Origin of the sequence: Microcoleus sp. (genome assembly GCF_041354475.1) — a bacterium.
Lineage (GTDB): Bacteria > Cyanobacteriota > Cyanobacteriia > Cyanobacteriales > Microcoleaceae > Microcoleus.
This window is the reverse complement of sequence record NZ_JBGJZU010000005.1, coordinates 63024-82515: the sequence shown is the minus strand read 5'-3', so window position 1 is coordinate 82515 and position 19492 is coordinate 63024. Positions and strand designations below refer to the sequence as shown.

The following is a 19492-nucleotide window of genomic DNA, read 5'->3' as shown; positions in this document are numbered from 1 at the left end:
AAACATCGACTATCATGAAAAGCATACCCAAATATTCCTTAGTAATTCCTATTTATAATGAAGAAGAAACTCTCCCGGAACTTTACCGGCGAATTAGTGCGGTGATGGCTCGGATGGATGGCCCAGTAGAGTTAATTTTAATCAATGATGGCAGTCGCGATCGCTCTCTGGAACTTCTGCGAGAATTGCACGAAAAAGATGCACGCATTTCTTACCTCAGTTTTGCCCGCAATTTTGGCCATCAAATAGCCGTGACTGCTGGTTTAAACTTTTCTACAGGTAAAATTGTAGTAGTAATGGACGGCGATTTGCAAGACCCGCCGGAGTTGATTATAGATATGGTAGAACAATGGCGGCAAGGCTATCACGTTGTGTACGCTCAACGCACTCAACGCCATAAAGAAGGTTGGTTTAAGCGGTTGCCAGCTTATATGTATTATCGCATTTTGCGCCATCTTGCCGATGTTGATATTCCCATTGATACAGGAGATTTTTGTTTAATGGATCGTTGTGTAGTCGATATACTCAACGCCATGCCAGAACGAAATCGTTACATTCGGGGACTGCGGGCTTGGATTGGTTTTAAGCAAACAGCAGTTAAATTTGAACGCGATCCGCGTTTTGCCGGCGAGGTTAAGTATACGTTTAGAAAATCTTTGGGTTTGGCAATGAATGGTTTAGTGTCTTTTTCCAAAGTTCCCCTGAGACTTTCGATTTATTTGGGATTATTTGCGGCATTTGTATCTGTATTAATGGCTTTTTTGATTTTGTATTGGCGGATTTTTTATCCAAATTCGGCATTAACTGGTTTGACAATTGTGATGATGGCGGTTTTCTTTTTAGGTGCGGTACAATTGGTGAGTATTGGGATTTTGGGTCAGTATGTAGGGCGGATTTATGAGGAGGTAAAGGGGCGGCCACTTTATACTTTGGCAGAAGTTGCGGGTTTCGATCGCTCGAACGATCGCACTGACAAATAAACTACCATCTGCTTTTGATTAAATGATGCGATCGCTCTTGAGACACCTCAATTAGCGATCGGCAGAATCTTCGGTATTTTCTTCAGGAAAAACCACATCTTCATACAGCAAAGAAATCGGACAACGGAAATCTACGCTGGGAAAATCAACTTCTACTTCTGTAGCGTCGATAGTTGTTGCGTCAAGGGAATAAGCAGTGAGTTCCCATTTGCCTTTTTCATTGATGCGGTAACATTCGACGTTCAGGCGATCGGCTTCAATCAGAACGTATTCTGTTAAACTTTCAATTTGACGGTAATTTCTAAATTTTTGACCGCGATCGAATGCTTCTGTACCAGGAGATAACACTTCGACAATTAAACAAGGATGATAAATAACTTTACGGGCTCTTTGGTCTTGCGGATCGCAACTCACCATCACATCTGGATAGTGAAATGGACCATTTTGTGAAACTCCCACTTTGGCATCTGCCATAAAGACTTTACAACCTTTACCCCGCAGGTGATTTTTGAGTGCAGATGTAATGTTTATGGCAATTGAGTTATGGGGCAGAATTCCCCCAGTCATGGCAAAGACTTCTCCATTCATGTATTCATATTTAATGGGTTGTTGTTCTTCCCATTCCAGATATTCTTGGGGAGTCATGAATTGAGGTTGTAGTTGAAAAATCATTGAAAATTCCTCCGGCGATATTGGTATTTGAAAAAATAGAAATCAGGTAAGCGATCGCGCATTTATCAAGCAACTCCCTACCCTGTATATGGACGCTTGTAAGGTGGATGCAACCAAAGTAAATTTATTCAATAAATATTTACAATAGTCAACGTTGCTCGTAGCTCCTAGGTAGTGTAATTAAAATATTATAATTATAACAGAATAATGCTAAAATCATAAATTGTGAACATTAACTCTGTGTTCTCTGTGTCCTCTGCGGTATAAAAAAAAGAATGTTGAAACTTTACCAATATTCGATGTCGGGGAATTGCTACAAAATCCGCTTGCTGTTAACTCAGCTTCATCTTCCCTTTGCCACGCTGGAAATTGACATTCTCAAAGGAGAAAGTCGAACTAAGGAGTTTTTGAAGAAAAATCCCAACGGGCGGATTCCGGTGTTAGAAATAGAACCGGGCAAATTTCTATTTGAATCCAATGCAATTATGTTTTATTTGAGCGAAGAGACTGAGTTTTTTCCCAATGATAAATTTGAAAGATCTCAAGTCATGCAGTGGTTGTTTTTTGAACAATATAGCCACGAACCTTTTATTGCAACTTCTCGTTTTTGGTATTTGACTGGTAAAAGTGAGGAATTCCAGGAAGCACTTAAGCAAAAACAAGCACCGGGTTATGCTGCTTTGGGAGTGATGGAACGGCACTTAGAAACAAATGACTTTTTTGTAGCCGATCGCTATACCATTGCTGACATCGGTTTATTTGCTTATACTCACGTTGCTGCGGAGGGAGGATTTGATTTAACACGATTTCCAGCAATTGAATCTTGGATCGATCGCATCAAAAGTCAGCCCGGATATATCAACATCGCAACTTAAGCCCGGTTGCCTGTTCGTGGGACATTTGCGTTAACCTAATTGAAAATCGTTTGTACCGCCATCCCCAAATAAATTCATGCTTGCCCGCATTCTTGAATTAGCTACTACCCTTGCACCTCGCCTAATCGAAATCCGCCGCCACATCCACTCTCACCCCGAACTCAGCGGGCAAGAATATCAAACAGCGGCCTATGTAGCTGGTGTTTTGGCTTCCAGTGGAGTTCATGCGATCGAAGGAATTGGCAAAACCGGTGTCATCGGCGAGATCAAAGGCCATAGCAACCAGTCGCGCTGGCTAGCAATTCGTACCGATATGGACGCTTTGCCGATGCAAGAACGCACAAACCTGGAATTTGCCTCGAAAAACCCAGGAGTCATGCACGCTTGCGGTCACGACATCCACACCACCGTCGGTTTGGGCGCGGCGATGATATTAGCTCAGTTGGAAGAAAAATTACCTGGTCACGTCCGGTTTTTATTTCAGCCGGCGGAGGAGATAGCCCAAGGCGCGCGTTGGATGATTGCAGATGGGGCGATGAAAGACGTTGAGGGCATCCTGGGAGTGCACGTTTTTCCGACGATTCCCGGCGGTGCGATCGGCATTAGGCACGGGGCACTGACGGCGGCGGCGGATGACCTAGAATTGATTGTCATGGGTGAATCCGGCCACGGCGCGCGTCCCCACGAGGCGATCGATGCAATTTGGATAGCTTCGCAGATTATTACTACTTTGCAGCAGGCGATTAGTAGAATGCAAAATCCATTGAGGCCTGTGGTTTTAACCATCGGGCAAATTAGTGGGGGACGAGCACCTAACGTGATTGCCGATCGCGTAAAATTATTAGGCACGGTGCGATCGCTCCATCCTGAAACCTACGAAAAACTACCAGCTTGGATCGAGCAAATTGTGGCCGGTGTCTGTCAAACTTACGGCGCAAAATATGAACTCAACTATAAACGTGGTGTACCGGGAGTGCAAAACGACCCCTGTCTCACCCAATTACTCGAAGCAGCGGCTTTAGAAACTTTAGGTCGATCGCGCGTCCAAATTTTACCAGAACCATCCCTCGGCGCGGAAGATTTTTCAATGTATTTAGAACACGCACCGGGAACCATGTTTCGCCTGGGAGTTGGATTAAAAGATCGACCAAATTATCCTCTCCATCATCCGCAATTTGAGGTGGATGAAGCGGCCATAATTACTGGGGTTGTCACCTTGGCCAGTGCTGCTTACAAATATTGGAAACAAAAGTGAGAGTCATTAGTTATTGATCTAATCATCTCATCTCCGGTAAAATAGACATAATTCCTGTAGGGGCGGGTTCACCAAGAATACCTGCCAATAATTAACAATCTCAAAAACCCGCCCCCACCCCACTAGATAGCCATATATATTTCTCTTCCTTGCGGTTCGCTAAAAAGTCAGGCGCGTTTATTGGCTATCTAGTGTTATATGGGAGAATAAAGCGAACCTGACCCTACAGAAATCACGGTCGATCGATCGCACTCAATATCATTAGTTAAAAAATTATGACTCTAGATTTTAATAAATTCTGCGACGCCTGCAACCCCAGTCACTCCCTGATGTTGGGAAATTCAGAAGATATTCGCTACTACATTGATTTTGCTTCGGTACGCGGTGGCAAAATTATTAACATACTCAAACGAACAATTACCCGCGTGTCACCAGATAAACGGACTTGCCAATTATTCACCGGACATATTGGTTGCGGCAAATCTACTGAATTGTCGCGACTACAAAAAGAGTTGACAGAGGAGGGATTTCATGTGGTTTACAGTGTGAGTCACGGCATTGATAATGATGAGTGGCAATTACTATTTAAGGTGGTGAAAGAACAAACCATTAATGGAGATATGGAAGTAGCGTGGCAACAACTAAACAAACCATAGGAGTTGATAAAATTAGAGCGATCGCGTAACAGAATGTAAAAAGTTTCGCTTATCTATTGACAAGTATCTAGATTGTATGATTTTTTCAACTCAATCCTGCAATGATATTGACGCTCATCGCCAGAATAGCGGTGTTAAAAAAGAAAGAAAGCACGCTATGCAACAAAACTAAAGACCTCATAGAGCGAGAAGTCGTCTGCACATCAGCAACTTGGCAAGTCATGCCCACCCCAAAGGAAAAATAGAGAAAATCCTTGTAGTCAGGTGCCTCGTCCCCCGGAAAGTCCAAACCCTTGACTGGTTCAGGTTTGTTGTGATTGGACTTTCTGGGGTTTTGGTAGTAGCTGCGGGCATAGTGCATGGTAAAGATAGTATGCACCAGCAGCCAAGACCCAACTATGGTCAAAACCGAAAGCCCCAAGTGCAGAACTAGCAACTTGGAGTCCAAGCCTTTCGTATCGTGCAGTAGGAAGACTATGGCGAGCACGCTAGCACAAGCGGCCGCTAAGATGGAGCCGAGAATTACCACACGGCCGGCATCGAGCTGTTGTGCATGGTGGCGCATCATTTCTGGAGTGGCTTGGAGCATTAGCACCAAGGTCAAACCCAGGAAGCTGATCAGGCCCGCGTCCCAAATACACAGAGCTCTCGTCAGCTTGAGATAGTCTGGTGGTAGTAGAAACCCCACAGCTATAGCCAACAAAACAGAGACCAAGAGGCGATGCCGGACTGTCCAGAGCCAGTGCGTCTTATATAGGGACTGGTTTTTCACAATTAGATTTATACCAAGTTAGGCAGAGTGGATGTCAAGGAATCCACATGATTAATGCTATTTTGGCAGTTTTTACCCAAAAATTAACTGGACTTTGGTGGTGCGAGACTTCTCCTGCCTTTGGATAGATCGATCGCCCTCCACATTCTGGATACAGTGGGAAAAATGTAAATATGCGGTTTAACACTATGGCATCCTCCCAACCCCTCAAAGGCATTGAGTTAATCGACTGCGCTAAAGCCAACGCCCCACAAGGTATTGCCACAGCAGCCCAACTTTGCGGCTATGGTAGTGACTTTCATACATTCGATCGCGAACTTAAGCTAGCTTGCCAAAACATCGGCGTCCAATTCCAGGAATTGAGCGACTTGATTACGGATCAGCAGATGATGCAATCAGGAATGGGCATAGAGGTGGCTCCCGATACTCCCTCAGAACTGTAGAATCAATCTTCCGCATCTCACCCCACCAGTTCGATGAAATCTAACCTTCGGAGCAAACCAGTATTTTGACACTCCCTGTGCTGAAGCAACAGGGATTCTTAAGACCACAATGTGACTGTGCTAGCTGTTGAGGCTAGAATATCTTGCATAGGAGATTCCGACTCTTGGTATGAGTCGCGTTACTTTCCTGGTTAGGAGTGCTTTCTGGAGGGTGCTGAGATTGTTAGGAGGACTGTTGTGTCAGACCAGCAAGACCGAATTTTACGTTTATTTATAGAGGAGGCTAAGGAGCACCTCGATACTCTAGAAAATGGTTTGGTGGATTTAAAGTCCACGATGAAAGACCCCGAAAGCCTTCAAGAGATGTTTCGAGCCGCCCACTCAGTCAAAGGTGGGGCGGCGATGCTGGGCTTGGATAGTATTAAAACAACCGCTCACAGATTGGAAGATTGTTTTAAGATTCTCAAGGACGGGCCCGTTAAACAGGTTGACCAAACAGCAGAATCTTTGTTTCTCAAAGGAGTTGATACGCTTAAGGATTTGGTGCAGCGGATGTCGGGGCCTTTTGGGTTGAGGAATGAAGAGGGAGAGAAACTGGTCCAGCAAATCATGCCGGCCTTTGCTCAACTGGAAACTCACCTCAATAACTTAGTTTCTGGCAAAGTTGCTGGGGTGGCGGCTAAGTCTGGTTCGTCTGGGGCTGCTCCCACAGTCTCGACGACAAATTTTACAGCTTCGGTGATGGTGTTACTCAAAGAAATGTTGCAGGTGTTCAAGGCGAAAGAGTCGGCTGCTACTCGCCAGCAGTTGTCTGATTTGTGTGTTCGTCTGTATAAGTTGGGAACCGGTATCGAAAGTTGGCAAAGTTTAGTCAAAACCGCTAGAGTGGCGATCGCCAATCCGAAAAACTCTTATAAAGTGTTAGCTCCACTGATTATTAAGGAACTTAAGGATGCTGGTGATTTGGTGCAAGGGGGGAAAGTCAAGGCGATCGCTCCGAGTAAAAATTTACTGCTTTTGGCAGCATCCCCACAAGTAGCGGCCAGCGTTCCAGCAACAGCCCCAGCGTCTGAGTCCATAGCACTTCCTGCGGAACCGAAGGCGGTAGTCAAGCTTTTGCTCAAAACTTTTAACAAAAAGCAACTCTCGGAAATAGCTAAGTTACTGATTCACGCTATCAAATCTTCTCCCTAGGACTTGGGATGCTAGAAGGTGGAAGGATGTTAGGTTTGAAGGCTTTTTTAAGGGCCAATTTCTCTGTTAGGAATTTCTTAATTGCAGAAATCATGGATTTTGTGGCATTTTCCTTCTTCCATCTTCCATCTTCCATCTTCCTTTGTCCTTCTGCTATACCTTTGGGCCACCCTGCGTTAGAATTAAGGAAATTAGGGTCCGCGTGCAACGTTGTACGAGAGTTAAAAATCGAGCAGGCTTTAGAAGGCGGTAGCTGTGAAACCAATTCGTTCATTAGAAGATGCTTTAAATCGCTGTCAGGCGATGGGAATGCGCTTGAGCCGCCAGCGTCGATTTATTCTCGAACTCCTGTGGGAGGCGCAAGAACACCTCTCAGCGCGTGAAATATACGATCGCCTAAATCAACAAGCACATTCGATCGGTCACACATCGGTGTATCAAAACCTCGAAGCCCTATCTAGAGAAGGGATTATTGAGTGCATAGAGCGATCGGAAGGACGCTTGTACGGCAATGTCAGCGATTCTCACTCTCACGTCAATTGTCTAGATACGTCTCAGATTCTCGACATTCATGTGGAATTGCCCCCAGACTTGATCGCACAAATTGAACAACAAACGGGAGTTCGGATCGTAGATTACCGGATCGACTTCTACGGCTATCGATCGCCCGAATCAACGGCAGAAGGCTCACTCCCCAACGGATCGTAAAAAATTGGGTTATCGACCAAAAGTTACACCGCAGACTTTCATCTAGTTCTTATTTACTGCAAATCTCGACAGTTGAAGAGCTGAAAATTGCCAACGCGATCGAGCATCTGTGCAGCATGAATTATTATCTCCCCTGTCCTAACTGCATAGCAGTAGGTCAATTACTGTATAATTTACCTGCGTTTGATTACTACCAAATGCACAAGCGCATTACAGGATAGGCTGAAGTAATGGCGAGACGACAATCTGACAAATTCTCAAGACCAGTGACATACAACCACCCCTCGGAACCGACAGCAAAATTAAGTGCAGACTCGGTTACAGGGGATGATGGCTCAGAAGCGATAGCGCCACCGATAGTCGAAACTAAAAGAAGTTTTTGGCAGTGGCAGCTCATCTGGCTGACTGTCCTGGTGGGCTTTGGAGTAACGGGTGTAGCTGCATTTCTGTGGTTGCTGACGATGCCACCGCCTCCCAATTGCCAGCAACTTTCGCCACTAGCAGCCGACGGAGAGCGGCTTTATTGCGCTCAGCAAGCGGCTAAGTCTGGGAAACTAGAACAGCTAGAATCCGCGATCGTCCTGGTGCAGGCTTGGCCAAAAGAACACCCACTCTACTCCCAGGGCCAACATTTGGTAGGGGAGTGGTCCAAGGCAATTTTGGGATTTGCCAAAGCCAGAATCGAGGCGGGGGACTTGAAAGGTGCAATGGACATTGTGGGAAAAATTCCCAAAACGAGTCCGTCTTACCCGGAGGTACAGGAGGCTGTTACCGCTTGGGAAAAAAATTGGCAGGAAGGTCAAAAGCTTTACGATACTGCTCAAGCAGCTTTGAAAGTTGACGATTTAAGAAAAGCCTGGGATTACGCTCAAGCTCTGTTTAAACTGGACAATATTTTCTGGAGTCAGAAACGCTACAACGAGTTAGTCCAGCAGATAGCTGTGGAAAGAAACGGCTGGCAGCGCTTGTCCGAGGCGAAGGAGTTGGCCAAGGATGAAACTCCGCAGAAGTTTGCAGAGGCGATCGTCTTGGCTAGAAAAATAGACTCGAAACTGTTTGCGCGCGCCAAAGCAGAGGAGGAAATTGCAGGGTGGAGCAAGATTTTGCTGGCAATGGCGAATAAACGCTTGCAGGCGAAGGATTTGAACGGGACGATCGAGGCGGCTTCTGTGGTGCCACCGGATTCACCTCTGTTTGCCGAAGCCCAAGATTTGATGCAGTTCGGTAGGGCTGTGGCGGTGACTTGGAATCAGTCGATTACTACGCCTCTGGGGGAACATATTTTTAGCTTGCTAGAAGGTCAAGGTGCTGCTAGTAAGATTGCTCCAGGCCGTCCTCTATACCAGAAGGCTCAAGGTCAAATAGAGAGTTTGCAAGTGCAGTTTCAAGATTTGGTGCGGCTGCAAATGGCGAATTCGATCGCCAGTATTGGTCTACCTGGAGCCTTGGAAATCGCGATCGACCAAGCGCAAACCATTGGGCCGAAGCAGCCCCGACGAGTACACGCTCAAACTTTGGTGGCTGCGTGGCGCAAGGACATTCAGCGGATAGAGGACAAGTCTTTTGTGATGCTGGCGAAGCAGTTGGCTGCGCCGGGAACTGTTGAAGGACTAAAGGGTGCGATCGCTCAGGTAACTCTGATCGCTCAAAACCGCCCCCGCAGGCTAGAAGCCCAAACTCTCCTGGCGAGCTGGACTAAACGCATAGAAATTGTGGAAGATCAGCCGTTTTTGGACGGGGCGCTGGCTCTGGCAAAGCAAGGAAAGCTAAGCGAGGCTATTGATAAGGCTTCCCAAATCAAGAGCGGTAGAAGTTTATATGCTAAAGCTCAGGATAATGTCTATCAATGGGTCAGCGACTTGCAAGTGGCTCAAGATCGACCAATTTTGGATCGAGCTGCTGAGTTGGCGTCTCAAGGCAGGTTGGGAGCGGCGATCGATATGGCATCCCAGGTCAGTTACGGTAGAGCTCTGCATTCGGAGGCTGCTAGCGCGATCGGACGCTGGAGTGCGGAACTGAGTGCCAGAAGCGCACCGGTACCTGCGGAACGTCCTCGCCAAGCTGAGCCGGCTTCTGTGGAAGAGTATGCGCCGGCTCCGCGACAGCAGGAATACGCTCCACCTCCTGTGCGGGAGGAATATGCGCCACCTCCTGAACCTGCTCCGGCTCCTGAACCTTATTACCCGCCGGCTCGGCAGCAAGCACCGCAGCCGGAGCCTGAGCCTTACTATCCGCCCGCGCGACAAGCGGAGCCTTATTATCCGCCCGCGCGACAGGAGGAGCCTTACTATCCGCCAGCCAGACAAGCAGAGCCTTACTATCCGCCCGCGCGACAGGAGGCTCCGGCTCCCGCTCCTGAACCTGCTCCTCCTCCGGCTCCCGAACCCGCGCCTCCACCTCCGATCCCGGATTCGGCTGGTCCTCCAGACCGTAATTTAATTCCAGAGTAATGGGGCTGAAGGTCGATCGCTCCCTGGCCATTGCTCTAGGGGTGATAGCTCAACAAGTGCTCTGTCGGTATGTTCTTCTATTCTCTTGCTGTCTTTTACTGTTTGCTGTTTGATGACTAATTTTCAATTGTTGTCGATCGGTAATGACCCCATTTTCCGCCTGGGATTGCGAATTGCTTGCCAGGATTATCCTGATTTGCAAATTTTTGCGGAGGTTTCAACGCCGGCAGAGGCTTTGTTGCTTTTAGAGGAGCGATCGATCGCGAATGGAGAAGCGAAGCCACCAGATTTGGTAATATTTGATTTTGATACGCCACGGGTGCGATCGGGCGAAGTGGGCCAAGTGGGCGAAATGTCGGCGATCGCATTTTGTCGCCAGTTAGCAAGTTTCTACCCCGAATTGCCCCTGTTGCTCCTGGGTGGGTCACTGACGGCAGAGTCGCGAGCAATTCTGGAGGAAGCAGGTGTCAATGGCTATTGTCCTAAAGGTAGAGATATTGCGCTGACAATGGCCGTGATTCGCTTGGTGGCATCGGGTGAAAGTTATTGGCCAGAAGATGTGGCAGTGAGCTGGGAAATTCCACTGAATTTAGGGGGAGTTCAATCAACAGAAAACTCTGCCACAGATGTGGAACAAATAGTAGATGCTCCGACAGTTACTACGCCAATACACCAAAAAATATTGGCTGATATTTGCCTGTCTGGGCTGCGGCAAATAGACGCAACTTTGGCAGTAGTAAAAGCTGAATTACAAGGGACAAAAGCTACTGGGAACGATGATTTTGGCTCTATTTTGGATAGTTTGTTGCTGAGCGGACATCACCGAGAATTGCTGGCTGCTCGCTGGGTGGTGAGTCAGTTATTGCCAACACCAAGAAGAAGGGAGAGGGAAGAAAGCCAGGGGATTCAGGGTAAGCAGAGGGGAGGGGGAAGAGGGAATAATCTATTAATTAATTCGGAATTAGTAGTTAAGAATACAGATTTTTTGGTCAATGATTCGACAAAGGGAGGTGATTGGCAAGGTAGTTTATTTGACTCGGTGGCTGCTAAGTTGCAGTTTGATGTGGTGAATTTGAGTGGCGTGCCTTTGGAAATAGATGTTTTGCGATCGACCAAAAAGCTGGAGTTGATTAATTGCATCCTGGGACAATTGAAGCAAGTGCTCGAAGAATTACGTTTTTCTCAGGTGCAGCCAACTCAATTGGCAGAAAAAATGCCTGCTATTTTGCGAAATTTGTGGCAAGATACCGTCATCAATTTTTTTGGCAGATACTATACTCTGCAAGTCAGGGAAAATGCAAGTTTAGATGAAGTTGAAACAGATTTAAAAGTCTCCAATAGTTTAGCTGAAAGTGGGGAATTTTTCGGAAAAATAAATGGGGTAGAAGTTGTCCCAGTGCTACTTTCTGACCGGGAGGAAGTTGGGGCAGAAATTATTGACAAAATACCGCTTACCGTTGATTTTTTTGCACATTTGCTATTTGAAAATCCCTTGATTGTTGATAATAATTCTTGTCTGGCTGGGAGTCCAGAAGCAATGCAGCGGGCTGAGTATTTGTTGGAAAATTTGGTAATTCAAGTTGCTAGTGGAGTGGTGCAGCCTCTGCTAAACAATTTTGGGAATGTTGAGGAAGTTAAGCAAAAATTTTATGATGGGAAGTTAATTTCGACACGAGAGATTGAGCGGTTTCGGAATAATTTATCTTGGAAGTATCGTTGGGAAAGTTATTTTGTGGAACCGAAAGCCATTTTTGAGAGTAGGTTTTGGCTGTTTGTGTTGAGGGATTCGGGAATTCATAGGGTTTGTATTTATGCTCCCAGAAATGTGGAGTTAGCGCGGCTTTCTGGATGGCGATTGGCGTTGACTTTGGTGCTGGAAACGAGGGATGCGATCGCGCCTAGGCTTCGGGCCGTTGTTTCGCTGTTTGGTGTGGGTGTTGTTTATGTTTTGACTGAGGTAGTTGGGCGGGGAATTGGGTTGGTGGGGCGGGGATTTATTCAGGGGATTGGGAATTCTTTGCAGGATAGTAAGTTTGGCAAAAATGGGTAGTGGACGCGGAGGGTAGGCAAAAAAAGGCACTACCCCTACAAAACGATGATTTTTCCGAGAATGAAACAGCCCTGCTACCTTGGGGGGGTGACAAGGGAGTGAGATCAAATCCTCTCTTCATCGTCCAGTATTAAACTCTCTCTTCTCTTCCTTCGCGTCCTTTGCGCCTTCGCGGTTAAATCATTCCGATACAACCGGACTTGATATGAGAAAGCAGGCTGCTTGTGATGGCAAGAAAAACCGCGGATTAACGCAAAGAAGATAAGACAGTCCTGGACACACGGGGGGTCAAAAACCCGGTTTCTGCGTCAATATCTCAGGCGATAGAGCGATGATTGTTCAAAGAAACCAGGTTTTTTGCGTAGGTTCTGTAAGATTTATCTGCGTTAATCTGCGGTTAAAAAAAACCGTTCCTAAAGGAAAGTGAAATAAGGTCGATCGAGATTTATCCGTGAGGGAATTAGTTGGTCTCAATTGTGGCGCTCAACATGATAGAGATGGCAATGCTGCCAAAAATATAGAAAAAGTCGGGGTAGGGCATACCCACGACTCTAAATGGACGGGGAGGGAGTGTAAGACCTCGGTAGAGGCTGTTTCCGTTGAGCCGTCAACCCAAGTAGAAGTAGTTCAGTTAACCCTGTTCGCTTGCTAGGAATCACCGTGGCTTTAGCCCGGTGAGGATGTCAACATATTCCAATTGCGTAAGTCCTGTCTTAGATAGGTTTTCCTGATTTATATTTAATAACTCCTTGGGGTTGATTGAGTAACTTTAACTGTTCAAACCAGACTAAACTAATCCCTCCACCGAGTAGACAAATAGCAAGATCGATCGGATGCAGAAAAGAGAAGCTAAACAAATTACGCAAGAAGGGAAAGTAAAGCACGATCGCCATAAAAAAAAGTCCCCCACCCATCACCCACCAAAGGGCAGCATTGGAGGTTTTCAGTATTTTAAAACTGAGGGGCGAGGTTGAACTTGCGCTCAAAATTAGTCCTAAATTTGCCAAAATTAATGCTGTAAAGGTTAACGCACGGGCATTAAGTTCGCCTTCTCCTAGATATAGCGATATAGTATAGATTGCGAGAACAATTACTAAGATTCCGCCGCCTTGTAGCACCGCCAAGCCCACAGTTTTCCTGCCAAATAAGGGTTCTTTGGAGTTGCGGGGAGGACGCTTCATTACTGTTGGTTCTGCGGGTTCGGCTTCTAAAACGATCGAGCAAGCTGGATCGATAATCAAATGTAGAAATGCAACGTGAACGGGAAGTAATACTAACGGCAACTTAAACAAAACTGGAATTAAAGACATCCCTGCAATGGGAATGTGAATTGCTAGAAGATATGCCATTGCTGTGCGGAGATTATCAAAAATTCGCCGTCCAAGTTTGACCGCTTGCACGATGGATGAAAAATCATCATCTAATAACACTAATGCTGCCGATTCACGGGCAACATCTGTGCCTCTCATCCCCATTGCAATCCCAATTTGGGCAGATTTTAAGGCAGGGGCATCATTCACACCATCCCCTGTCATAGCAACGACTTCACCCTTGGATTTCAAAGCATTAACTATCCGCAATTTTTGTTCGGGAACGGCTCTTGCAAAGATATTTGTACTTTGAATGCGCTGCTGAAGTTCATCGTCACTCATGCGATCTAATTCCGCTCCAGTTACGATGGCTCCCATTTGCATTAATCCAACTTGACGAGCAATGGTTTGAGCAGTTTCTGGATAATCACCCGTGATCATCACGACTCGAATACCAGCGGTATAACATTCTTTAATTGCCGCCGCAACGGTTGGACGCACTGGATCGGACAGTCCAACTAATCCTAAAAATTGAAAAGGAAAGTCATGTTGTTTATCGGGTAAACGATCGGGACTGAGCGACGGATGAGGAGGCAAAAATGGCGGTGGCGCATCAATAAGAGAGGCTTTAGCAACACCTAATACCCGCAATCCTTGCTCTGCCATTTTCTTGATTTGTGCGGCTAGAATTTGCTGCTGTTCGGGTGTGAAATGACAGAGATCCGCGATCGCTTCCGGCGCTCCTTTGGCGGCAATTTCATACTGCTTGCTATCTGCTGATTGCCAAACGTGAGACATTGCTAATAGATCCGGTGAGAGCGGATATTCTCGTAATAGTTTCCAATCGTTATGCAAATGTTCGGTATTTGCAAGAGCGCGATCGCCTAATTGCTTAAATGCTTTTTCCATCGGATCGAACGGATCTCTTTGGCTTGCCAGAATGGAAAATTCTACTAATTCATGCACCGATTCGGGGAGCGGTTCTTTTGAATGTAATTCCAAATTATATGGCTGAGAGTTTTCTGACTGGTTATATGCAAATAGTTGTTGCACAGCCATAATATTCTGAGTCAGCGTCCCGGTTTTATCCACACACAAAACCGTTGCAGAACCTAATGTTTCAACGGCTGAGGTGCGACGAGCTAAGACATGATTTTGAGAAATTCGCCAAGCTCCTAATGCTAAGAAGATTGTCACAACAACTGGAAATTCGTTCGGCAAAATTGCCATTGCTAATGTAATTCCCGCCAGAAATCCTTTGAGCCAATCTCCTCGCGTGAGTCCATAAATTACTACAATCGCGACACATAATAATAAAGCTATGCCAAACAAACGACTCACTAACCGATTCATTTCTTGTTGCAAAGGTGTCGGTTCTGGCTTCACTTTTTGTAAGGCTTTGCCAATCTTGCCCATCTCTGTTTTAGGGCCGATCGCTTGCACTTTAGCTATTCCTTGTCCCTGCACAACCAAGGTTCCAGAAAACACAAATGGTAACTCATCTCCCCCCGGACGAGCCATCTCTACGTTACCCACCGCCGCAACTTTACGAACTGGTAAAGATTCCCCGGTTAATAATGATTCATCGGTGGAGAAATTGGAGCAAGAAATCACGATCGCATCCGCAGGAACGCGATCGCCTTCTGCTAGAATTAAGATATCTTCCCGAACGACTTCTCGCCCCGCAATCCGTTTTTGCTCTCCATCTCGAATCACCAAGGCGCGAGGACTGGAAAGATCGCGCAAGGCTTCTAGGGCGTGTTCGGTTTTGCCTTCTTGGTAAAGGCTAATTGCGGTGATAAAAAAGACGAATCCTAACAAAATTAGGGCTTCTTGTAGGTCGCCTAAAACCCAATAAATGACACCACCGCCGACTAGCAACAGAAAGATTGGATCTTGAATGATATCCCAAGCGATCGAGAAAAGATTGCGCGATTGTGCTGAGGGAAGTTCATTGTAGCCTTCGTCTTTGAGTCTGGCGATCGCATCTTGTTCAGATAAGCCAGTTACGGTATTGATATCAACTGGTGAAACCATAATCTTTTTTTGCTAGGTAAATCTTTTTGCTGCCGATCGCTACTTGGTAAAGTGCTGTCGAATCTTCGCCAAAATCTGAGAATCAGTCATTTTGTCAACTGTTTCAATACCTACAATCCGGCCACCGAGTTTATTTCTTTCAAGACGTTCTTTTAGTTCATTTTTTGCCTCACCCGGCCCAAATATCAGAATAGACTCTGCATCACGAATATACGCAATGACCTCATCGTAGTAAATATTGAGTTCTCCTGTAAGAGTTCTCTGGCGGCTATTATCAGCGGGAATCTGACGTGATTCATAAGTGCCCTTAAGAGGTGAATCACCAGAACGTCGAGGCTGTTTTTCGACCTCAGATATTATCTCTTTTATCTCTTCTCCTTTCTCTGTAATCGTCACGACAGTAGCTTTCCTATGGTCAATCCACAGCCCTACTTTTGTTTTCATTTATATCTCCTTTGTTAACGAGTTCCACCTAATGTGTATGTACTATGCAAAATTAATTTCGCATTTTTAAATTCTGTATTTTTGATTTGATTAGGCACAGAAGTCAATGAAATGTGGCGATCGTTATTGCCACTGCAATTTAGTTTATCGTTAGCCTACCATTTAAAATTGTTTGACATCTTTCTACCTTACCCTTTAAAATTGGTTAAGGCATTGTTCTTAAGGAATAGTTTTTATGAAATCAGGGTTATATTTAATTTGCTAGTATTATCGCAAAGACTTTATGACAACTCCCTTATTGTCGAGCGCTGCTACGGCTATTACATAGCGATTGTTTTCGTAATTGCCTGAGTTGGCATTTCTCCCCCGTTTTGCCACTGTTTGCAGATTTGGGTATGGGTTCTGGTCATCGCGTTCGTTTCCCGCAGACCAAGTAAATACTGTACCTAACCCCCACGGCCCTTAGTGACAGAGTTTATAACTCCTGAAATGTTCTCTTGCTGAAAGTGCTTGGTGCCAGCCCAGCTATTGTTGGAAACGTCTAATTTTTCTTGCTCCTGTAAACTCGAATCACTGTTTTCGTTGTAGTAACTTGCGATCGGTTCTATAAACCTATATAATTAATTCGCGTTAATCTGCCTGCATCGGCGGTTAAATATTAGTTATATTTTGTCCAATCGATGGATTTTGTTGTTAAAGTCTGGTAACAGCTAAAAATTTCAGGTAATAAACCCTATTTATGCGGTATATTCCTATCCCTAAACAATTTAGGGAGTCTTCCAGGGTCATCGAATCTCAACTTTTTTTACGCCCGAAACGCCTAGCCATTTTTGAAGCTTGTCTGATCGGTTTAATTTCAGGATTGGCTGGCGTTTTACTCAAATTAGGAGTCGGATGGCTCGGCAGTTGGCGAGTTGCTACATCAACACTAATTCCCGCAGTAATTTTACTTCCGGCTGTCGGTTTATTGGGCGGGTTGCTGACAGGTTTTTTGGTGGAACGTTGGGCTCCTGAAACTGCGGGTAGCGGCATTCCCCACGTCAAAGCTGCTCTTTCTGGTGTCAATCTTTCTTTGAATTTACGAGTAGCCGTTGCTAAACTTATCACCACTATTTTAGCAGTTGGTTCTGGTTTAACCCTGGGCAGACAAGGCCCTACTGTCCAAATTGGAGCGTCTTTGGCAGACTGGATTGGTCACTTAATGCCAACTTCTCCAGACTACCGCCGACAATTGATTGCTTGTGGCGCTGCGGCGGGATTAGCTGCGGGTTTTAATGCTCCCATTGCAGGGGTTTTGTTTGTCGTTGAAGAACTACTGCACGATGTTTCAGGACTGACTTTAGGTACTGCAATTATTGCTTCTTTCATCGGTGCGGTTGTCTCACAAATTTTGGGCGGTGATAGTTTAAATCTCAATTTACGAGAGTATCAAACCAGTTTTTCGGCTGGGGAAATTCCGTTTTATGTACTGTTAGGAGTTTTAGCAGGCTTCCTGGGAGCTTTGTTCAGTAAAGGAATTCTGGCGGGATTGCAATTTAATAGAAAAACTCTCAAACTTGCCTTGCCTTTTAGAATAGCTTTAGCGGGATTGATTTGTGGCTTAGTAATAGCATTACTACCAGAAAACTTTCGTAATAATACTGGATTGCGCGAATTTTTACTAACAGGAGAAGCTAGCGGTGTCACAAGTTTAATTGCTTTTATTGCTCACTTTTTTTTGACTATTATCTCTGCTGCTTCAGGAGCACCGGGAGGATTGTTTGCACCTTCCCTAGTTCTGGGTTCTGCCCTAGGTCATATGGTGGGGATATTACAGGCAGATTGGCTTGGTGTTGGTTTGCCCGTCACTTACGCTTTGGCGGGAATGGGAGCTTTTTTTTGTGCGGTTTCTAGGGCTCCGATTACGGCGGTAGTTATTGTGTTTGAAATTACGGCGGATTTCAAGTTGGTGCTACCTTTGATGATTTGTTCTGTAGTGGCTTATTTAGTTGCGGAAAAGGTGGACAGTGGCTCTTTGTACGATCGCCTTTTGGAGTTGAAAGGCATTCAACTGACCAAAGATAAACCAGCCGTTGATGCTTTGAGCGATTTGTACGCAGCTAACGTCATGCAGCGCCAAGTTGAAACTCTTTCGAGTCTACTGACTTTTGATGAAGTGATGCAGGCTTTTTCGCGATCGACTCACCGAGGTTTTCCAGTAGTGGAATCTGGAAAATTAGTGGGAATTGTCAGTCAATCAGATTTAGCTAATGCCAAAAAACGTAATTATTTGGGCAATGCACTGCTCAAAGAATTTATGACTCCCCAGCCAATAACTGTGAAAGCAAACGATACTTTAAGCGAAGTTTTACACAGGCTTAGCAAGTACAATCTCAGTCGCTTACCCGTCACAGAAGGACGACATTTAATAGGGATTATTACTCGGAGTGATATTATTCGAGTTGAGTCCAATAGATTGAGCGGAGAAACAAACCAGGGGGCAAGTCCAGAACCTTCTTATGTTGTATATCAAACCAGAGCGCCCCAGGTAGGAAACGGCCGCTTGTTAGTACCGCTCTCGAATCCCTACACAGCACCAGCTTTGCTACGGCTGGCGGCGACAATTGCGCGCGATCGCAACTACGAACTAGAATGCGTGCAAATCATGCTAGTACCCCGCAACAGTTCTCCTTCAGAAACCGCAGTGCGGACAACAAAAGGCCGACGCCTGCTGCAACAAGCCGAGCGCATCGCCCGCCATTGGGATGTTCCACTACACACCCAAATACGGGTATCTCACGACGTTGCTTATGCGATTTTAGAGATAATTAGGGAGCGACATATCGATCTGATTTTGATGGGCTGGCAAGGCGAAAAATCGACCAAGGGACGCATTTTTGGCGATGTTGTAGATACCGTGATTCGGCAAGCTGGTTGCGAAGTAGTTTTAGTAAAATGGAGCGAAAAGTTATTACAAAAAGGCAACAAAGGAGACTGGGGAGACAAGATGGGAATCCCCAAAAAAGCATTGAGTCAAGAATCTGTGGATTTAACCAATATAAACATGGTAGAAAATTCCCCATCTCAAATCACACATCCTGAATCGGAAACTGAAGAAATTTCTGCGCCACATTCCCAGCTTCAAACCGAGGAATTGGGATTACACACGCTGATGGGATTGCAGCGCTGGCTGGTGCCAATTCGTGGTGGTTACAAGCAAGCGACGGCTTTGCGACTGTTACCTGCTTTTGTAGCGGCGAGTCAAGTACCAGAGATTAGATTATGTCAGGTGCACCAGCCTTCTGTCGCATCACCGAATCGCCATGAATTGGACCAAGCGGCGGAGTTTCTGAAGCGCCAGGTGGGCTGTCAGGTAATTTCAACTTCGGTTTGCGCTAAGTCGGTGTCTGATGCTTTAATTGATTTAGCTCAAAATGACCAGTGTGATGCGATCGTCTTGGGAGCTAGCCGTGAAGGACTGCTTAAACAGGTGATGCACGGGAATATCCCGGAGGCTGTGGCGCGCGGGTGTGAGTGTACAATCATTTTAGTGCGATCGGCAAATTAGTTATTAGTCATTAGTCATTAGTCATTAGTCATTAGTTATTAGTTGGTGATAATAACCAATTTATTAGTTATTAGTCTGGTTCCCAGGATGCTTCTGGGA

General features: G+C 45.7%; 13 protein-coding genes and 1 pseudogene. 10 read left to right on the top strand and 4 right to left on the bottom strand.

Annotation, left to right across the window (positions count from 1 at the left end; all coding sequences use genetic code 11):
• Window positions 1–14: 14 nt before the first annotated feature.
• Complete coding sequence (locus tag ACBR23_RS03210) at window positions 15–980, top strand: glycosyltransferase family 2 protein (RefSeq protein ID WP_341731300.1); 966 nt, start codon at window positions 15–17, stop codon at window positions 978–980.
• Window positions 981–1031: 51 nt separating this feature from the next.
• On the opposite strand, the gene ACBR23_RS03205 is transcribed toward ACBR23_RS03210, so the two are convergent.
• Window positions 1032–1652 (bottom strand): Uma2 family endonuclease, encoded by a 621-nt coding sequence (locus ACBR23_RS03205; RefSeq protein ID WP_371118710.1) that lies wholly within the window; start codon window positions 1650–1652, stop codon window positions 1032–1034.
• A gap of 275 nt (window positions 1653–1927) precedes the next feature.
• On the opposite strand from ACBR23_RS03205, the gene ACBR23_RS03200 reads away from it, so the two are divergent.
• The 3 genes and pseudogenes from ACBR23_RS03200 to ACBR23_RS03190 all read left to right on the top strand — a co-directional run.
• Window positions 1928–2527, top strand: a complete 600-nt coding sequence (locus ACBR23_RS03200) for a glutathione S-transferase family protein (RefSeq protein WP_371114638.1) — start codon at window positions 1928–1930, stop codon at window positions 2525–2527.
• 76 nt (window positions 2528–2603) lie between these two features.
• Window positions 2604–3782, top strand: a complete 1179-nt coding sequence (locus ACBR23_RS03195) for a M20 family metallopeptidase (RefSeq protein WP_371118709.1) — start codon at window positions 2604–2606, stop codon at window positions 3780–3782.
• A 275-nt stretch (window positions 3783–4057) separates the two neighbouring features.
• Window positions 4058–4324 (top strand): annotated as a pseudogene (locus tag ACBR23_RS03190) (ATP-binding protein); the annotation flags it as partial.
• Window positions 4325–4523: 199 nt separating this feature from the next.
• On the opposite strand, the gene ACBR23_RS03185 reads toward ACBR23_RS03190, so the two are convergent.
• Window positions 4524–5126 (bottom strand): DUF1345 domain-containing protein, encoded by a 603-nt coding sequence (locus ACBR23_RS03185; RefSeq protein WP_371125629.1) that lies wholly within the window; start codon window positions 5124–5126, stop codon window positions 4524–4526.
• Window positions 5127–5383: 257 nt separating this feature from the next.
• Here ACBR23_RS03185 and ACBR23_RS03180 point away from each other — a divergent pair, with 257 nt between their 5' ends.
• The 5 genes from ACBR23_RS03180 to ACBR23_RS03160 all read left to right on the top strand — a co-directional run bounded on the left by ACBR23_RS03180 (window position 5384) and on the right by ACBR23_RS03160 (window position 12055).
• Window positions 5384–5653 (top strand): hypothetical protein, encoded by a 270-nt coding sequence (locus ACBR23_RS03180; protein WP_371118707.1) that lies wholly within the window; start codon window positions 5384–5386, stop codon window positions 5651–5653.
• Between the two features lie 237 nt (window positions 5654–5890).
• Window positions 5891–6847 (top strand): Hpt domain-containing protein, encoded by a 957-nt coding sequence (locus ACBR23_RS03175; protein WP_371114635.1) that lies wholly within the window; start codon window positions 5891–5893, stop codon window positions 6845–6847.
• A 255-nt stretch (window positions 6848–7102) separates the two neighbouring features.
• On the top strand, window positions 7103–7555 hold the full coding sequence (locus ACBR23_RS03170) for a Fur family transcriptional regulator (protein ID WP_371114634.1): 453 nt from the start codon (window positions 7103–7105) through the stop codon (window positions 7553–7555).
• A 266-nt stretch (window positions 7556–7821) separates the two neighbouring features.
• Window positions 7822–10005 carry a hypothetical protein gene (locus ACBR23_RS03165; RefSeq protein WP_371114633.1) on the top strand — a complete coding sequence of 728 codons (2184 nt, stop codon included), beginning with the start codon at window positions 7822–7824 and terminating at the stop codon, window positions 10003–10005.
• A gap of 112 nt (window positions 10006–10117) precedes the next feature.
• Window positions 10118–12055 (top strand): DUF3685 domain-containing protein, encoded by a 1938-nt coding sequence (locus tag ACBR23_RS03160; protein WP_371118706.1) that lies wholly within the window; start codon window positions 10118–10120, stop codon window positions 12053–12055.
• A gap of 713 nt (window positions 12056–12768) precedes the next feature.
• Here the strand turns inward: ACBR23_RS03160 and ACBR23_RS03155 are convergent.
• Window positions 12769–15402, bottom strand: coding sequence for a cation-translocating P-type ATPase (locus ACBR23_RS03155; protein WP_371118704.1), 2634 nt, complete (start codon window positions 15400–15402; stop codon window positions 12769–12771).
• A 39-nt stretch (window positions 15403–15441) separates the two neighbouring features.
• Window positions 15442–15846, bottom strand: coding sequence for a hypothetical protein (locus ACBR23_RS03150; RefSeq protein ID WP_371114629.1), 405 nt, complete (start codon window positions 15844–15846; stop codon window positions 15442–15444).
• A 739-nt stretch (window positions 15847–16585) separates the two neighbouring features.
• Here ACBR23_RS03150 and ACBR23_RS03145 point away from each other — a divergent pair.
• Complete coding sequence (locus ACBR23_RS03145; protein ID WP_371118703.1) at window positions 16586–19393, top strand: chloride channel protein; 2808 nt, start codon at window positions 16586–16588, stop codon at window positions 19391–19393.
• Window positions 19394–19492 lie beyond the last annotated feature (99 nt).

Excerpts from the sequence above, each read along its gene's own strand:
- ACBR23_RS03160 (WP_371118706.1), top strand. The coding sequence starts at position 10,118 with ATGACTAATTTTCAATTGTTGTCGATCGGTAATGACCCCATTTTCCGC.
- ACBR23_RS03180 (WP_371118707.1), top strand. The coding sequence starts at position 5,384 with ATGCGGTTTAACACTATGGCATCCTCCCAACCCCTCAAAGGCATTGAG.
- ACBR23_RS03155 (WP_371118704.1), bottom strand. The coding sequence starts at position 15,402 with ATGGTTTCACCAGTTGATATCAATACCGTAACTGGCTTATCTGAACAA.
- ACBR23_RS03145 (WP_371118703.1), top strand. The coding sequence starts at position 16,586 with ATGCGGTATATTCCTATCCCTAAACAATTTAGGGAGTCTTCCAGGGTC.
- ACBR23_RS03200 (WP_371114638.1), top strand. The coding sequence starts at position 1,928 with ATGTTGAAACTTTACCAATATTCGATGTCGGGGAATTGCTACAAAATC.
- ACBR23_RS03210 (WP_341731300.1), top strand. The coding sequence starts at position 15 with ATGAAAAGCATACCCAAATATTCCTTAGTAATTCCTATTTATAATGAA.
- ACBR23_RS03195 (WP_371118709.1), top strand. The coding sequence starts at position 2,604 with ATGCTTGCCCGCATTCTTGAATTAGCTACTACCCTTGCACCTCGCCTA.
- ACBR23_RS03150 (WP_371114629.1), bottom strand. The coding sequence starts at position 15,846 with ATGAAAACAAAAGTAGGGCTGTGGATTGACCATAGGAAAGCTACTGTC.
- ACBR23_RS03205 (WP_371118710.1), bottom strand. The coding sequence starts at position 1,652 with ATGATTTTTCAACTACAACCTCAATTCATGACTCCCCAAGAATATCTG.